Annotated in this window: 15 protein-coding genes and 1 tRNA gene; 8 read left to right on the top strand and 8 right to left on the bottom strand. The window is 64.1% G+C overall.

All coding sequences use genetic code 11. The features are described 5' to 3' along the window. Positions 1-59: 59 nt before the first annotated feature. A complete protein-coding gene (locus J3S28_RS09375) occupies positions 60-905 on the top strand; it encodes an aldo/keto reductase (protein WP_207839914.1) in 846 nt (281 codons plus the stop codon). Between the two features lie 160 nt (positions 906-1065). Here J3S28_RS09375 and J3S28_RS09370 read toward each other — a convergent pair whose 3' ends face one another. From J3S28_RS09370 to J3S28_RS09360, 3 genes are all read right to left on the bottom strand, one after another. Beyond that, a complete protein-coding gene (locus J3S28_RS09370) occupies positions 1066-2349 on the bottom strand; it encodes an alpha/beta hydrolase (protein ID WP_307796997.1) in 1284 nt (427 codons plus the stop codon). Positions 2350-2423: 74 nt separating this feature from the next. Next, positions 2424-3008, bottom strand: coding sequence for an alpha/beta hydrolase (locus J3S28_RS09365; RefSeq protein ID WP_207839912.1), 585 nt, complete (start codon positions 3006-3008; stop codon positions 2424-2426). After that, the gene (locus J3S28_RS09360; protein WP_207839910.1) at positions 3002-4207 is read right to left on the bottom strand and encodes a lipase family protein; all 1206 of its coding nucleotides are present in this window, start codon (positions 4205-4207) and stop codon (positions 3002-3004) included. The genes J3S28_RS09365 and J3S28_RS09360 overlap by 7 nt, the downstream gene beginning before the upstream one ends. 251 nt (positions 4208-4458) lie before the next feature. On the opposite strand from J3S28_RS09360, the gene pgm reads away from it, so the two are divergent. Continuing rightward, entirely contained in the window at positions 4459-6102 is a 1644-nt protein-coding gene (gene pgm, locus J3S28_RS09355) for a phosphoglucomutase (alpha-D-glucose-1,6-bisphosphate-dependent) (protein WP_207839908.1), read from the top strand. 15 nt (positions 6103-6117) lie between these two features. Here the strand turns inward: pgm and J3S28_RS09350 are convergent, their stop codons facing one another. After that, on the bottom strand, positions 6118-6867 hold the full coding sequence (locus J3S28_RS09350) for a VIT1/CCC1 transporter family protein (protein WP_207839906.1): 750 nt from the start codon (positions 6865-6867) through the stop codon (positions 6118-6120). 136 nt (positions 6868-7003) lie between these two features. On the opposite strand from J3S28_RS09350, the gene J3S28_RS09345 reads away from it, so the two are divergent. From J3S28_RS09345 to J3S28_RS09335, 3 genes are all read left to right on the top strand, one after another. Further along, entirely contained in the window at positions 7004-7750 is a 747-nt protein-coding gene (locus J3S28_RS09345) for a DsbA family protein (protein ID WP_207839904.1), read from the top strand. A gap of 102 nt (positions 7751-7852) precedes the next feature. Then, positions 7853-7925: transfer RNA gene (locus tag J3S28_RS09340), tRNA-Ala, on the top strand. Between the two features lie 131 nt (positions 7926-8056). Continuing rightward, positions 8057-9163, top strand: a complete 1107-nt coding sequence (locus J3S28_RS09335; RefSeq protein ID WP_237341349.1) for a Fic family protein — start codon at positions 8057-8059, stop codon at positions 9161-9163. An 82-nt stretch (positions 9164-9245) separates the two neighbouring features. Here J3S28_RS09335 and J3S28_RS09330 read toward each other — a convergent pair whose 3' ends face one another. The 3 genes from J3S28_RS09330 to J3S28_RS09320 are packed head-to-tail and all read right to left on the bottom strand — an operon-like array spanning position 9246 to position 12954. After that, a complete protein-coding gene (locus tag J3S28_RS09330) occupies positions 9246-10088 on the bottom strand; it encodes an SDR family oxidoreductase (RefSeq protein ID WP_207839902.1) in 843 nt (280 codons plus the stop codon). Further along, positions 10085-11362 carry a cytochrome P450 gene (locus J3S28_RS09325; RefSeq protein ID WP_207839900.1) on the bottom strand — a complete coding sequence of 426 codons (1278 nt, stop codon included), beginning with the start codon at positions 11360-11362 and terminating at the stop codon, positions 10085-10087. Before J3S28_RS09325 ends, J3S28_RS09330 begins: the two co-directional genes overlap by 4 nt. A gap of 32 nt (positions 11363-11394) precedes the next feature. Continuing rightward, complete coding sequence (locus J3S28_RS09320; RefSeq protein ID WP_207839898.1) at positions 11395-12954, bottom strand: acyl-CoA synthetase; 1560 nt, start codon at positions 12952-12954, stop codon at positions 11395-11397. A 234-nt stretch (positions 12955-13188) separates the two neighbouring features. Between J3S28_RS09320 and J3S28_RS09315 the strand changes: the two genes are divergently transcribed. Further along, the gene (locus J3S28_RS09315) at positions 13189-13818 is read left to right on the top strand and encodes a TetR/AcrR family transcriptional regulator (RefSeq protein WP_207839896.1); all 630 of its coding nucleotides are present in this window, start codon (positions 13189-13191) and stop codon (positions 13816-13818) included. A 178-nt stretch (positions 13819-13996) separates the two neighbouring features. Next, positions 13997-14617: a DUF1707 SHOCT-like domain-containing protein gene (locus tag J3S28_RS09310; protein WP_207839894.1), complete on the top strand. Its 621-nt coding sequence runs from the start codon at positions 13997-13999 to the stop codon at positions 14615-14617. Between the two features lie 11 nt (positions 14618-14628). On the opposite strand, the gene J3S28_RS09305 is transcribed toward J3S28_RS09310, so the two are convergent. Next, positions 14629-15207, bottom strand: a complete 579-nt coding sequence (locus J3S28_RS09305) for a sigma-70 family RNA polymerase sigma factor (RefSeq protein ID WP_272874161.1) — start codon at positions 15205-15207, stop codon at positions 14629-14631. 377 nt (positions 15208-15584) lie between these two features. On the opposite strand from J3S28_RS09305, the gene J3S28_RS09300 reads away from it, so the two are divergent. Beyond that, positions 15585-16145, top strand: a complete 561-nt coding sequence (locus J3S28_RS09300) for a type 1 glutamine amidotransferase domain-containing protein (protein WP_207839890.1) — start codon at positions 15585-15587, stop codon at positions 16143-16145. Positions 16146-16310 lie beyond the last annotated feature (165 nt).

Genomic DNA, 16310 nt, shown 5'->3' with positions numbered 1-16310 from the left:
CGACCCGCCACCGTGCAGCCGTTCGCTGTGGCGCACACACATCAGACGAAGGGACGACGATGACCCAAGTTCCGAACATCACTCTCAATGACGGCAACACCATCCCGCAGCTCGGATTCGGTGTCTTCCAGATCGAGCCGAAGGACACCGCCGACGCGGTAAAGACAGCCCTCGAGATCGGCTACCGCCATATCGACACCGCGCAGATGTACGGCAACGAGAAAGAGGTCGGCGAGGGCATCCGCGCGTCGGGGATCGCGCGCGACGAGATCTTCGTGACCAGCAAGCTCAACAACACCTTCCATGAGCCCGACGCCGCACGGAAGGCCTTCGACACCACGCTGAAGGACCTCGGACTCGACTACATAGACCTGTTCCTCATCCACTGGCCGCTGCCGACGCAGTACGGCGGCGACTACGTCTCCACATGGAACACCCTCATCGAGTTCGCGAAGGACGGTCGCTCCAAGTCCGTCGGTGTGTCCAACTTCCAGCCCGATCATCTGGAGCGCCTGGCTGCACAGACGTCGCTGGTGCCGGCGGTGAACCAGATCGAGGTCCACCCGTACTTCACCAATGAGGTCGCCCGGCGGTACGGCAAGGACCACGGCATCGCGACCGAAGCCTGGTCTCCGATCGCGCAGGGCAAGGTGCTCGATGACCCGGTGATCACCGAGATCGCGAACAAGCTCGGCAAATCGACAGCCCAGGTGGTCCTGCGCTGGCACATCCAGCGCGGCGACATCATCTTCCCGAAATCGGTCACGCCGAAGCGGGTGGAAGAGAACTTCGCATTGTTCGACTTCGAACTCGACAACGCTGCCGTCGAGGCGATCTCTGCACTCGACAAGGGGGAGGACGGCCGCAACGGCCCCAACCCCGACACGTTCGATTACATCGGCTAACCCATCGGCTAACCCATCGGCTAACCCATCGGCTAACCCATCGGCTAACCCATCGGCTAACCCCGATCACGTGGCACGATCTGCTCCACTTGTGGCAATCCGCTCCGGTTCCAGAGTCCTGGAACCGGAGCGGATTGCTGTAAGCGGAGCAGATCAGCAGTCAGTTCGACGCGTCGATCCGGGCCATCAACCACGGCAACGCATCGGTGAACGCCTGACCCGCGAACTGCCAGTTGTGGCGTCCGGGCACCGGCCGGACCACGACGTCGATGTTGTTGTCGCGGGCCACCGTCGAGAGCGTTTGCGTGGCACGTATCTGCGGCGAGGTCAGGCCGGGTCCGTGGCGGCGGTGGCCCTCCGACTGAAACCAACCACCCACCCCTGTGTACGGGCCATGGCGTCGCATGGCCGTCGCCGGGTCGAAACGGTCCCAGTCGGCCGCTCGACCCCCGAACAAGGTGGATGTGGTCTGCGCCTGGTTGCCCAGGTTGGGGCCCACATCCCCGGAGATGTCGAGAAAGGTCCGGAACAGGTCGGGGTGTTCGACCGTCAGGTCGATGGCGCAGGTGCCACCCATCGACCATCCTGCGACGGCCCAACTGCCGGGCCGATCGGAGGCGCCGAACTCGGAGATCACCGCGGGACGAACCTCTTTCGTGATGTGGGTGTCGACGTTGCCATGGGGACCGTCCACACATTCGGTGTCGTTCGACAGGCTGCCGGTGGGATCGACGAACACCAGGATCGGAGCCTGCCCGCGGTGCGTCGCCGCATACTCGCGGACCGTCTGCAGGGCCGAGCCGCTACGTACCCAGTCTTCGGGGGTGGTGACGACGCCGCCGATCATCACGACCGCCGGCAAGCGCGGCGGGACACGGCCTGCAAACCACGCGGGTGGCAGATAGACGTACTCGGTTCGATGGTGAAACCTGCTGACGGTGTCGGGCGACCGCAGCGGGACGATCTTCCCGTCCGGCTCAGGGTTGCCGCGGAGCCCGGAAAGCGTCGCGAACGAGATCTGGCCCGGCAGCGGCTGCGACGTCAGGCCCTGCCACGCGCGACCTGCGGTGGGGTAGAAGCCCGCCCACTGATTTGCTGCGAGGGCGACGCAGACGACGGTCAGGGCAACCGCCACCACCCCGGTTGTCCGCCGCCACCAGCGGGCTCCGATCCACGCGGCAGGAACCAGGAACATCAGCGCGACGGTCAGTGCCAGCCAGATCCAGAACGTCCAGGGTGCTGCGTCAGGTGCGAGATCTCGGCGGTTCAGGACCCAATAGGTCGTCAGCACTGCGGCTGCTGCCGCTGCGGCGGCGAGCGGTAGCCACAGCCGCCGGGTTCGGCGGTGTCGCCAGCGGACGGCGAAGAGGATCGCGACCACCGCCGCCAACTCGATGGACAGGACGAACCAGCCGCCGAACAGCGGCACCCCGGCAAGGTTCACCCGGTAGAGACTCGTCGCCGATCCTGTACATCAGCTGTGGACATGTATATGAGAAACCAAAGAAAATTGCTGTCTCACAGGAAACTCCGGACAAACCGGACTGCTGTCGAGTGCCACGTCCAGACGTGGTCGAGCATGGCGTGCTTACCGCCTTCGATCGGAACGAACGTGGCGTCGACGCCGACTTCCTGCAATTCGGCGACACCTTTTGCGGTGCGCTTCGGGTAGGTCCTGGTGTCAGCGGTCCCATGCAGCGCGAGCACTCTCGCGTCGACATTGATGTACCGCCAGTCTGCGTGCTGCCACCACGGGGCCAGCGCGAGGACCCCGGCCACGCGTTTATCTGCCGCGAGCCGGGCCGCCACCCGCCCGCCCATCGAATGACCGACCAGGATCACGGGGACATCGGGGTGCGCCCGCAACAGCTCGTCGAGGGCGCGCTGCGCGGGCGCCATCGGACTGTCGTCATCACCGTTCCACCCGTACAACTCGTAGGCGGCTTGATGGACGACAACGCCGGGCAGCGCCTTGAGTGAAAGTGTGAACGGGTACATCCGCATCGCCGCCGGCTGCTTCCGGCTGAACGGTTCACGCGACGAATCCGTTCCGCCGGGCAACACCAGTACCTGCGCCCGTGGCTTTCGGCCGGGGATCAGCATGTGCTGGGCGCGGGTACGCCCGACAGCCGGTCATTGATGTACGTCAGCGCGAACGGAACACCGGCGGCGATGGTGGAGCCGTGATCGCCGGGCAGGATGATCGTCTGCACCCGCGTGCCCTGGCCGCACCACTTGGCCGCGGTCGCCTGCACCCGTGCGGTCGGGGTCAACTGGTCGTTTGCACCCTGGTAGAGCAGCACCGGAATCCGTGGTGCGCCGGGATACATCTGGACACTGTTGCGGTTGAGGGCGTCGACCCCCGCCTGATCATCGGCCAGACTGCCGCTGCCGACGACGTCGGCGATCTTCAGGTTGGCCCCGGCGTCGATGATCTGCTGGGTGCAACTGTTGCGGATCTGATTGGCGAGCGCGACACCGCGCGGGTTCAGTTGCTCGGACAGCGCGAGTTCGTTCGGATATTCGCGTTCGAGGCCGAGCGATGCCGCGAAGCCGAGCCCGAAGAGTGGATTGGGATTGACGCCCAGGGTACGTGCGATCGCCTCGAGGTTGACCGGGGTGCCGCCTGCCGAGAGCCCGACGAGGTTCAGCTCGGGGGCGTAGGTCGGGGCGAGGACCGCGGCGTAGGCGCTGGCCATGGCGCCACCGGAGTACCCGGCCAGCGCCGTGCGGACCTTGCCGACCCGGAAGCCGGGATCGGACTGCACCGCCCGGATCGAGTCGAGGGTGATCGTGCCGCCGAGACGGGCCGCGCCGTAGGCACTGGTCGGGCCCAGGTGATCGGGCACGTTGACCGCAACGCCGCGGGCGAGTGCCAGACCGATCAATTGCTGCTCCTGCAGGCCACCACGGAACAGCTGATGCGACGGGGCGCATTGCAGTCCGAGCGAGTTGGTGAACGGCTGGTAGGAGAGCAGGTCGTGCCGGGCGCCACCATTCGGCACGAGCACCGTCGTCACCGCGGCGATGGGCTCACCCTGCGAATTGGTGCTACGGAACTGGATCTTTTGTGCGGTCGATCCCGGGAAGGGACTCGCTGCCGACTGGACCTTGAGGACTTGCCCGTTGGCTGCCGACGCGAGGTCGGCGGGCGCGGCATAAAACGGGTCACCATCACCGGCCGGCAGATACGGAGCAGCGCCCACGGGTGCGGCGGTGAAGCTGATGACCGCGGCAGCACTGAGCGCCGCTACCGCGAGACTCCCCAGAACCCTGCGACCGGACAAACCACGAACACGCATCGACTATCCTCCGTCACCCCAACCGAGGAATCTCCCGCCCGGGACACACGAGCGGTGTTTCGGGTCGAAGTGTAACCCGCACCCACATCGGGTGACGGTCGAATAGTCGGGGACCGGCGCGGCGGTGAGGATTTCGGCGCCGACAACACGGCGAGGGTGATCGATGGCAGAATTCATCTGGTCCAGTCAACGTCGCCGAGGACCGTGGTTGCCGCCGAGTGGTGACCCCGGGACAACCGGAAGGAAATCCAATGGCTCACCCGCGCGCGGGTACCGTCGCTCTCCCGGAGGATCTGATCGATGTGTCGGCGGTGATCGACGCGTATTACTCCGGCACGCCGGACCCGGAAAATCCGATGCAGCAGGTGCTTTTCGGCACCTCGGGTCACCGGGGCTCGAGCCTTGACAACGCCTTCAACGAGAACCACATCCTCGCCACCACGCAGGCGATCGTCGAGTATCGCGCCGGCGCCGGGATCACCGGTCCGTTGTTCATCGGCCGCGACACCCACGCGTTGTCGCTGCCCGCATGGCAGACGGCGATCGAGGTCCTGGTGGCCAACGAGGTCCGGGTGCTGGTGGACAACAAGGATCGTTTCACCCCGACACCGGCGGTCAGCCACGCGATCCTCACGCACAACCGCGGCTCGGGAGCTCAGGCCGACGGCATCGTCGTCACGCCGTCGCACAATCCTCCGCGCGACGGAGGATTCAAATACAACCCGCCCAACGGCGGTCCCGCGGACACCGACATCACCGCACTTGTCGCCGCCAGGGCGAACGAACTGCTTCGGTCCGGCGTCGAGGCCATCAAGCGGGTCCCGTACGAGCGCGCACGCAAGTCCGAGTTCTGTGGCACCTACGACTTCGGCGCCAACTACGTAGACGATCTGTCCTCCGTCGTCGACCTGGCCGTGATCCGCAATGCGGGGATCCGAATCGGCGCAGACCCCCTCGGGGGTGCGTCGGTGGGCTACTGGGCAGAAATCGGGGCCCGCTACACCCTCGAGAATCTGACGGTGGTCAATCCCACTGTCGATCCGGCCTTTTCGTTCATGACGCTCGATACCGACGGCAAGATCAGGATGGACTGTAGTTCGCCGAACGCGATGGCGTCTCTGATCGGCGCCCGCGACCGGTACGACATCGCGACCGGCAACGACGCCGACTCCGACCGGCATGGCATCGTGACCCCCGACGGGGGGCTGATGAACCCGAACCACTTCCTGGCTGTCGCCATCGATTATCTCTTCACGCACCGCGAGGGCTGGTCGCCGACGGCTGCGGTGGGCAAGACACTGGTCTCGTCGTCGATGATCGACAGAGTGGTTTCGGGAATCGGTCGCGACCTCGTGGAGGTGCCGGTCGGATTCAAGTGGTTTGTACCGGGCCTGCTCGACGGCTCCATCGGATTCGGTGGGGAAGAGAGCGCGGGGGCCTCGTTCCTGCGCACCGACGGCACGGTGTGGACCACCGACAAAGACGGCATCATCATGGCGTTGTTGGCGTCGGAAATCCTTGCCGTGACGGGTAAGTCGCCGTCGCAGCGGTATGCCGAACTCGCCGAGCAGTATGGTGGATCACCGTCCTACGCCCGCACGGACGCTCCCGCGAGCCGTGCCCAGAAAGCGGTACTCGCGAAGCTGTCGGCCGATCAGGTGACCGCTACAGAACTGGCCGGAGAGCCGATCACCGCGACGCTCACCGAGGCGCCGGGCAACGGCGCGAAGATCGGCGGGCTGAAGGTGACGACGCAGAACGCCTGGTTCGCGGCGCGTCCGTCGGGCACGGAGGACGTCTACAAGATCTACGCCGAATCCTTCAACGGCCCAGAGCATCTGGCGCAGGTGCAGGCAGAGGCGCAGAGTTTGGTGGACGGGGTGCTGGGCGGTTAGCGCCCAGGGGCGCCGTCAGCCCGCCGCCGGCACGCCGATGAGATAGCCGACGAAATAGGTTGCGCCGGCAGCGATAGCACCGAACGCGAGCTGGCGCAGCGCGCCTTTCCAGATGGGTTGATTCGTGAAGCGTGCGGCGAGCCCGCCTGCCAGCAGCAGGCCCACCGCTCCCACGATCAACGCTGCGGTCAAGGATTCGAATCCGAGCAGATAGGTGATCAGCGGGATGATCGCGCCCAGCGAGAACATCAGAAACGATGACACCGCGGCCACCATGGGCGAGGGCTGATCCTCGGGGTCGACGCCGAGTTCGTGTGTCAGGTGCAGGTTGACGGCCTTGTCGCTGTCCAAGTGGATCTCTGCCGCTGCAGCTGCGGCGGTGTCCTTGCGCATCCCGAGGTCGACGAACAGTTCGATGAGCTCGTCGAGTTCGGCCCGCGGGTGTTTCGCGAGTTCGCGACGCTCGACCAGCACTTCGGCATCGACCTGCTCGTTCTGGGTCGTCACCGAGGTGTATTCGCCGAGCGCCATCGAGAAGGCGCCTGCCACCAGTCCGGAGACCCCGCTGAGAATGATCGTCTGCCCGGACGCACCCGAGGCTCCGACGCCCGCCACCAAAATGATGTTCGTGACCAGGCCATCCATCGCGCCGAAGGTGGCCGCTCGCAGCCGTCCGCCTGCGACGTCGGCGTGGGTGTGGCCGATCTCGTCGACGCCTTCCTCGGGGGGATGGGGCTCATCGTCAGGGGGTATCAGCGCCGGCACCCAGCGATGTTAACCGTGGGTGGGAGCAATTGCTCAGAGTTCTCTCAGGCGCGCGTCGTTACGCTGATGCGGGTGGGAAACAAGCCCTCGCTCCGCGCGGGTGTCGTGACGAAGAAAGTGTTCCAGAGGAAAAGCATTGAGTAACAAAAAGAAGCAGCCCGTACCCAAGACGAGCACCTCGAAGTACCAGCCACGTAAGCAGTCGAGCACCATGACCTACGTCCTGGGCGGACTCGCTGTGGTGCTGATCGCCGCGGTCGTGATCGGCGGGATCGTCTGGAACAACAGCCGCAGCGACGGCGAAGCCAACACCGACGTCCTCGCGACGTCGGCGACGTTCACGGCAGGTAGCGCCACCGCACCCCACACGATCGACCTGTTCGAAGACTTCCAGTGCCCGGCCTGCGCCAACCTCGAGCGGACGTCGGGCGCCGCCATGACCGACGCCATCAACAGTGGTCAGCTGCAGGTCAGGTTCCACATGCTCAACTTTTTGAACAAACAGTCGGGATCAGGCGACTACAGCTCGCGGGCTGCCGGTGCCATGAAGTGTGTGGCCGACGGCGAGAGCCAGGACGTGCAACTCGCATTCCACTCGAAGCTCTTCCAGGTGCAGCCCAGGGAGGGCGGCCAGGACTACGACGACCAGCAGCTCGCGGGACTCGCGAAAGACGTCGGCGTGTCCGACGCGACCCAGCAGTGCATCGCCGAAGGCGCTCAGGTGGCAGCTGCCGAGAGTTCGGCCTCGCAGTCGCAGACCGAGCTGGCCAACGCCACCGGCGGCCAGGTGGGCACGCCCAGCGTCCTGCAAGACGGCAAGCAGATTGCGGTCAGCAACAGCCCCGAGTGGGTACAGAAGCTCATCGGCGCGAACAACAGCTGAGAACGCACAGCGGATTTGGTCGAGCTCGCGCTGATGGTGTAATTTCGGTCGAGCACGCTGCGCCGGAGCAAGTGGCCGCGTCAGGGTGTGCAAACCGAATACGGGGCTATGGCGCAGCTGGTAGCGCACCACACTGGCAGTGTGGGGGTCAGGGGTTCGAGTCCCCTTAGCTCCACCCGATAAGAGAACCGAGTCGCCCTAGGGCGGCTCGGTTTTTTTAGTCCCACAGATGCACACCGTTCAGTCAAAAACACACGTCAGAACGTGTGCTTTTGACTGAACGGTGTGCATTTACCGTTTACGAGGTTGATTGAACGCATCATGAGCTTCGAGCCGAAGATTCAGGCCGAGTGGGAGGGGCTATCAGGCAGGGCGCAGACCCACTACCTGCACCGCATGGTGATCGACGAGATTCAGGCGACCAATGAGATCGAGCAGGTCCGCTCTACTCGTAAGGAGATCAGCGCGGCGATCAAGGCGGTCCGGGCGGAGCGACCGGCCGCGAACAAGCGGTTCATGGAGATGGTTCGGCTCTACCTCGACATCGGCAGCGACGAGGCCGAAAGCCCGCAGACGCTCGATGATGTCCGGTCTATCTATGACGCGGTAACGGCGGGCGAGGTGCGTGACGAAGACGCCCCCGACGGGGTGCGGTTTCGGCGAGGTCCGGTGTCGATCGAGTCAGGAAGCAAAATCGTGCACACCGGCGTAGTGCCCGAGTCGACAATCGACGACGCGCTTGTTCTCATGCTGAGCCAAGGCCGCGACGACTCAATTCCGAAGCTGGTAAGGGCTGTAGCCGCGCACTTCGTCTTCGAATACACGCACCCGTTCTACGACGGCAACGGCCGGACCGGGCGTTACCTCCTTGCGTTGGACCTCCGACAGGTGTTGGCGCCGTACGCGAGTCTGGCATTGTCGGCGACGGTCGCCGACAACAAGGATCGCTACTACCGGGCATTCATTGACGCGGAAAATCCTTTGAACCGCGGAGACCTGACGCCGTTCCTCATCGAGATGCTCGAGATCATCGCTGAGGCGCAACATCGTCTGCTGCTTGACCTTTCCGAGCGTCGACAGAAGATCGATATGATCGCAGCGCGGCTCAGCGTGCTGGTGAAGGCTGAACAATTTCCGCTGAGCGTCGGACTGAATCCTGAGTCGGCGCCGCCCGTAGAGCCCGGCGACATTGCTGCAATCCTGTTCACCCTGGGTCAAGCTCACTATTTTGATCCAAACCGCGCCGTGAAGTTGAAAACTCTGGCTGACGCTATTGGGCGATCTGGTCAGTTCGCCCGTCCGCGGCTACAGCGCCTAGATGACGCTGGAATCATCGAAACGGTTACGAAGAAGCCGCTGCGGTTTCGCCTCACCCAGCAGGGCATATCGCTTCTCGAACTGGGCGGGGAGTGACTACCCGGGTCATTGGCTCCACCCGACAAGAGAACCGAGTCGCCCTGAAGGCGGCTCGGTTCTCTTGCATCCATGCGTCGGGTCAGGCGCGAACCATCCAGAAGTCGAGTTCGAGGTCGTCTTCGGATGCACAGAGCCGGTACTGCGAGAAGTCGGTGACACCGTCCGCTGCCAGGACTTCGTCGTCGATGAAACACTGCCCCGACACCTCACCCGCGGGTTTGGTGATGATCGAGTAGGCAGCGTCGCGCATGATGTCGGTATTGCGGCTGCGGGCGACCATGTCCGAGCCCAGCACGTTGCGTACCGCGGCAGTGTCGATGGTGGTCCGCGGCCACAGTGAGTTGGCGGCGATGCCGTCCCCACGGAGTTCCTGGGCCAGTCCGATGGTGACGAGGCTCATCGCGAACTTGGAGATCGTGTAGGCGGTGGGAACATCGTCGAACCACTTGGGGTCCAAGGTGATCGGCGGGGACAGCGTCAGAATGTGCGGATTGGACGCGCGACGCAGGTGTGGAATGGCTGTCTTCGACAACAGGAACGCACCGCGTGCGTTGATGTCCTGCATCAGGTCGTACTTCTTCATGCTGATGTGCTCGGACGGAGTGAGGTCCAAGGCGCTGGCGTTGTTCACCACGATGTCGATCCCGCCGAATTGTCGGGCGGTCTGCGCGATGGCGTCCGCGACGGACTCGTCGTCGCGGACGTCGCCGACAATCGGTAGTGCTTGTCCGCCGGCGTCCTCGATGGCCTTGGCCGCGGTGTAGATCGTCCCCGGCAATTTTGGATGCGGCTCTGCCGTTTTCGCGAGCAAGGCAATATTCGCACCGTCACGCGCGGCGCGAACCGCGATGGCCTCACCGATTCCTCGGCTACCGCCCGAGATCATGAGCGTCTTGCCTGCCAAGTTCTGCGTTTCCGTCATGCCCGACCTCCACCCGAGAAGGTGACCGGCATCGCGCGGACTCCGTGGACGAAGTTTCCGGCCACCAGCGATGGTTCGCCTGCCTGGATGTCAGGCAACTGGTGAAGGAGCTCGTCGAAAATCGCCCGCAATTGCGCTTTCGCGACGTGCGCGCCAAGGCAGAAGTGGCGTCCACCGCCGCCGAAGCTGACGTGTGGATTGGGATCGCGGCTCAGGTCGAACTGTTCGGGGTGCTCGAAGACCTCGGTGTCCCAGTTGCCCGATGCGTAGAACATGACCACCTTGTCGCCGGCGCGGACCGTCTGTCCGCTCAATTCGAAGTCCTCGACGGCGGTGCGCCGGAACGTCATCACCGGAGATGCCCAACGGATGAACTCTTCGACAGCCGAGCCGATCCGGTCGTCGAAGTCCTCGAGCAACCACGCGCGCTGCGCAGGGAAGTCGGTCAGCGCCTTCATCGCGTGGGTGGTGGTCTGCCGGGTGGTGTCGTTACCGGCCACGGCCAGCAGCACGAAGAATGCGGCGACCTCGGCATCGGTGAGTCGGTCCCCGTCCACCTCGGCGTGCACGAGGCTGCTGATCAGATCATCGGTCGGGTTTTCGCGGCGTTCTGCAGCGAGTGAGAAGGCGATCTCGTGCAGGTACATCTGCGAACCGATGAGCACTTCGATCGGGTTGCGGCCTGCCAGGTAGACCGGGTCGGCCATCGACACCATGGCGTCGGCGGCCTCTGCGACGCCGTGGCGCTCGGACTCGGGGATGCCGACCATGTCGGACAGGGTCCTGATCGGAAGCTCCTTGGCGCACAAGTCGACGAAGTCCGCACCGGTGCCCGCCGCGCCGAGCTCACCGACGATGGCGCGGGCATTCGCCTTGATGCTGTCTTCGATCCTCTTCACCTGACGTGGTGTGAACGCCGAGCTGACCACCTTGCGGATCTGGGTGTGCCGCGGCGGATCCATGGCCAGAAAGGATTGCGATGCCTCGAGCATTTCTTCGGGCACGTTTTCGAACAGCACGCCCTTCCCGGAGATGAAGATGTCACTGCGCCGGCTGATGTCGACGATGTCGGCGTGGCGGGTAACGGCCCAGTAGCCGGGATCGTCGGGATCCTGCAGCAGTGAATCCTCGACCGGTGGGTGCCACGAGATCGGACGGTCGCGGCGCAGCTCGGCGAACGTTTGTTCTCGATCGGCCGCGGTGGTCGACCAGAACGAACGCGACGACAGATCAAGGTCGTCGTAGGGTCGGGCGGTCACAGATCCTGAGGTCATGATGATTGTCCTTTCGGTGGTTGCGGGCTGACTCACGACGCCGACGGGGTCAAAGGCGCCGCCGGTGCCGAGTACTTCTGCAGCAGAAGGCGTTTGACGAGCTTGCCAGTGGGTGTGCGTGGGAGGTCGTCCACGAAGTCGAACGTCTTGGGGATCTTGTAGCGGGCGATTCGATCACCGAGGTACGCGGCGAGCTCGTTCGCGAGCGCCGGACCGACCACGGCCTCGGCTGCGGGTTGCACCACGGCCTTTACCTGTTCGCCCATGTCGGGGTCGGGGACTCCGATCACGGCCACGTCGAAGACCTTGGGGTGGAGTGTCAGGGCGTTCTCGATCTCCTGCGGATAGATGTTGACGCCGCCCGAGATGATCATGAACGACTTGCGGTCGGTCAGGTAGAGATACCCCTCGTCGTCGACATATCCGACGTCACCGGTCGTGATCCAGTTGGAGTGCTCCGGATGCTGGGCAGCAACGGTTTTGGCCGGGTCGTTGTGGTACTCGAACGTGGCGGTGTCGCGTTCGAAGTAGACGGTTCCGATGTCGCGCGCCGCCACGTCCACGCCGTCGTCGTCGCAGACGTGGATCACGCCCACCGCTGCTCTTCCGACCGATCCGGGATGGTCGAGCCACTCACGACTGTCGATGAAGGTGATGCCGTTGCCCTCGGTGGACGAGTAGTACTCGTACAGGATGGGGCCCCACCAATCGATCATCGCGCGCTTGACGTCGGCCGGACACGGCGCCGCGGCGTGGACCGCGACTCGGAGGGTGGACGTGTCGTATCTCCGACGAACCTCGTCGGGCAACTGGAGTAGCCGCACGAACATCGTCGGTACCCATTGGCTGTGCGTGACCGAGTGCTGCTCGATGGCGGCGAGCGCGCTCTGCGCATCGAACCGCTGCATCATCACCACGGTCCCACCCAGCGCCTGGACGATGCCACCGAAACGCAGCGGTGCGGCGTGATAGATCGGGGCCGGCGACAGGTAGACGGTATCGGGACCGAACCCGTACATCGGGCCGAACACTGCGGTGTACACGTCGCCGGGTTCATCGATCTGATGTTGTGGCAGGGGTGGTTTGATGCCCTTGGGGCGTCCGGTGGTACCCGAGGAGTAGAGCATGTCGGCGCCCCGTGGCTGGGACGGCAGCGGTGTGGTCGACGCGGCATCCAGGGCCTCCTCGTACGACTCATATCCGACGACGTCGCCACCGAACGTCAGTCGAATGCCGACGTCGGTGAGTGGCAGGATTGCGGCGGCCGTGTCGCCGATCGCCTGCGAGACGATGAGGGCGCCGGCGCCGCAGTCATTGACGATGTAGGCGATCTCGTCGGCCGCAAGATGACGGTTGACGGCCGTCAGGTACAGCCCGGAACGCATCGCGGCCCAGTAGACCTCGAAGACCCGCGGTGTGTTGTCGGTCAACACGGCGAGGTGGTCTCCGGGACGCAGGCCGCTGTCGAACAGATATCGAGCGAGGCGCCGGGACCGTTCTTCGAGATCCCGGTAGGTGAGCACTTCGCCGGTTTCGACGACCACGGCCGCTGCCTTGTCGGGGGACGTCGCGACGTGCGCGCCTGGGTACATGATTCTCTCCCTTGCCGGATGAGGTGATGGCGGCCGTTCCTATGGTGTGGGTCACAGCGTTTGATAGACGTTATGCTTAGACACACTGCCTAGTCAATGTGTCCAAGCAAGATTATCGGCGCCGTACGCCTGACATGGCGTCTAGGCTGTCTGCCTAGACAGCGGCACCTAGTGTGTCCAGACAGAAGACGCCCGATTGTCTGATCGGAGTCGGAACAGGCAGGAGCGAAGCTCATGGCGGTATCGGGAAAGCGAATAAGCCGGGAGGAACGCCGGGTCGCCATCGAACGACAGCTTCTCGAGGGGGCCGAACGTTTGATGGCAGACGGCGCCTCTTTCACCGAACTCAGCGTCGAGCGACTCGCCAAGGAGGCGGGGATCTCACGGGCGACGTTCTACATCTACTTCGAGGACAAGGGGCATCTGCTTCGTCAACTGACGGGCCAGGCGTTCGCCGACTTCACCGCCGCCGCCAACAATTGGTGGACGGTCGTCGATCGGCACGACCCCGCAGATACGGAGTCGTCGGTCCGCGGGATCATCGCGGCCTTTCGCGACCACCAGCACCTGATGAACGCGGTCGGAGAGATGGCTTCCTACACGCCGGGGGTCGCGGACACGCTTCGCTCGCTGATGGGCAGCGTCATCACGGAGGTCGAAGGGGTGATCGAGGCGGGCAAGGCCGCGGGCATCGTCAGGGGTGACCTCCCGGCGCACGCGACGGCGACGGCGCTGTCGTGGATGGTGGAGCGCACCTGTTCCCAGGTGATCCCGGGTGGTGATCCGCAGTACGACGAGGACCTGGCCCGTGCCATGACCGAGATCGTCTGGTCGACGCTCTACCTGACGCCGCTGGAGACGTAGCGGAGCGGAGCTCGACCGGGTTGGCTGGAGACGTAGCGGAGCGGAGCTCGACCAGGTTGTCGGAGACGTAGCGGAGCGGAGCTCGACCAGGTTGTCGGAGACGTAGCGGAGCGGAGCTCGACCGGGGTGGCTGGAGACGTAGCGGAGGGTGAATCGGACAGTCTCCTAGAGTGGGGTCATGGCTCGGGATCACGCTGACGATGAGATACGGGTGGGTAATCCAGAACGCGAGCGTGCGATCGCTTTGCTCAACGACGCGTTCTCCGGGGGGTATCTGGAGATCGTCGAGTTCGAGGATCGGTCCGGGGCGGTCTATGCGGCGAAGACCCGTGGTGATCTGCGGGTGATACTCGAGCACCTGCCGGTCGCCGGGCACCTGTTTCCCGACTCGACCGCGGCGGCGGTGGTACCGGCCGAGGCGCCCGTGGTGCCGGCCGGTCCGGTCACGTTCGATGCGGAATGGGAGACGGTGCGCCGCAAGGGTGTGTGGGCAGTTCCGTCCAACATCCTCATCACGGGCTCGATGAGCACGATCGACTTGGACTTCACCAACGCGACGTTCCCCGGGCCGCTGGTCAACCTGCAGTTGCAGGTGTCGACGAGCACGGTCAAGCTGCGTGTCGGCTCCGATCATGAGATCCGGTACTCGGAACTGGACAAGTCGGGGTGGTCGAGCCTCAAGGACAAAGGGGGCGGGCCTGCTCGTCCGGGTGGTTCGGTCATCAACGTGAGCGGGTCCATCTCGGCGATGACGGGCCTGACGATCAAACGAGCGCCGGCGTCGTCGTCGAAGTACTGACGCGGGTTGGTTCAGACTTCCGAGCGCATCTGCGTCCGCAACCGCAGGACGCCGTCCCGCAGTCGAGTCTTGAGGGCTGGAACCAGGATGTTCAGATGCTTGGCGGCTTCGCGTTGCGTCAGATCGGCGAAGTAGACGAGGTTGATGCTTTGGCGCTGCCGGTTGGTCAGCGCGCTGAGGTGGCGCATCAACCTCTGGTATTCGTCGCGGAGGAGCATCGGTTCGTCGGCGCCCGCTGCGTCGACGTCGCACGAGATCATTCCGAGCAGCGCAGTTTTGCGGCGCAGTCGTTCTTCGGAACGGACACGGTCGACTGCGCGACGATGGCTGAGCATCATCAACCACGACAATGGTTTGCCCAGTTCGGGTCGATAGGTGTCCGCTTTCAGCCAGATTTCGAGATAAACCTCTTGCAGGGTTTCCTCTGCGTAGCCGACGTCGCGCACAACTTTGTAGATCAATGCAAACAGTCGTGAGCGAGTCGCATCGTGCAACTCGCGGAACGCCTGAGCGTCTTTATCTGCAACCCGCGCAAGCAAATTCGCAAAGTCCACCAAGTTGTCTGGGTCGTGGGAGGACGCCGCGGGCATACACCATTATATGGCTCTGTTCCTGATTTGTTACACCTCGGCGATCTTTACAGAACATAACTTTGCTTATCCGGATCGCCGTTAGGATAAGTAACTTTTGCAGTCGCGATTGACGCATCGCGGCTCTGACTTCGTCTTGTGAATTTCGCCGCCGAATGTACGGAATTCTTTCACCTCCACTTCCATTGATCGGCCGCAGGTGGCGCAGTGGTGAATGACGTGTTTGCTGTAGGTCTTGGTAGCCATGCCTCACGATAAGACTGTGACCCAGGTCACGTCTAGGGCCGTTGGGCGGTGTCGCCCAAAACGTGTCCGGCGCCGCGGAGGTGACCCGGGGAAGCGTTTGGTTCCTGGCGGCCGCGGGTACCACGTCGCCTATGGCGAATGAACTCCGAGGACAGCGGATCGCGTTTCTGGTCGCGACCGAAGGTGTGGAACAAGTCGAGCTGACCGAGCCCTGGCAGGCGGTGGAGAAAGCCGGGGGCACACCGACTCTCGTGTCCACCGAGAGCGGTGAGATCCAGGCTTTCGACCACCTCGACAAGGCCGACACCTTCGCTGTCGGTGCAGTGGTCAGCGAGGTGCCTGCCGCCGACTTCGACGCCCTGGTATTGCCCGGCGGGGTTGCGAATCCGGACAATCTGCGCACTGACAAGGCCGCGGTGAAGTTCATCGCCGATTTTTTCACCGAGGGAAAGCCGGTGGCTGCCATCTGCCACGCGCCGTGGACTCTTGTGGAGGCGGGCGTCGTATCCGGCAGGACACTGACGTCGTTCCCGAGTATCCAGACCGACATCACCAACGCCGGCGGTACGTGGACCGATCACGAGGTCGTGGTGTGCGCCGACGGTCCCAACACCTTGATCACCAGTCGCAATCCCGGCGACCTGCCCGCCTTCTGCTCCACCCTGGTCACCGAGTTCGCCGCCGACAAATAGGGGTCGAGGACCACGGGTGACCGATGTGCCAAGGTGGTCACTCATGAAGACCGCACGCAGGCTCGGTGCGCGATTCGCGCAATTCGGCCTGGACCGGCCGTTGTCCCTTGATGACGGACCGTTTGGATCATCGCCGAGCCCATCCGTGGCAAGAAGGTCCTGCTG

Source organism: Williamsia soli, assembly GCF_017377795.1.
GTDB lineage: Bacteria > Actinomycetota > Actinomycetes > Mycobacteriales > Mycobacteriaceae > Williamsia > Williamsia soli.
The sequence above is the reverse complement of the archived record's forward strand: the minus strand, read 5'-3'. Positions and strand labels throughout refer to the sequence as shown.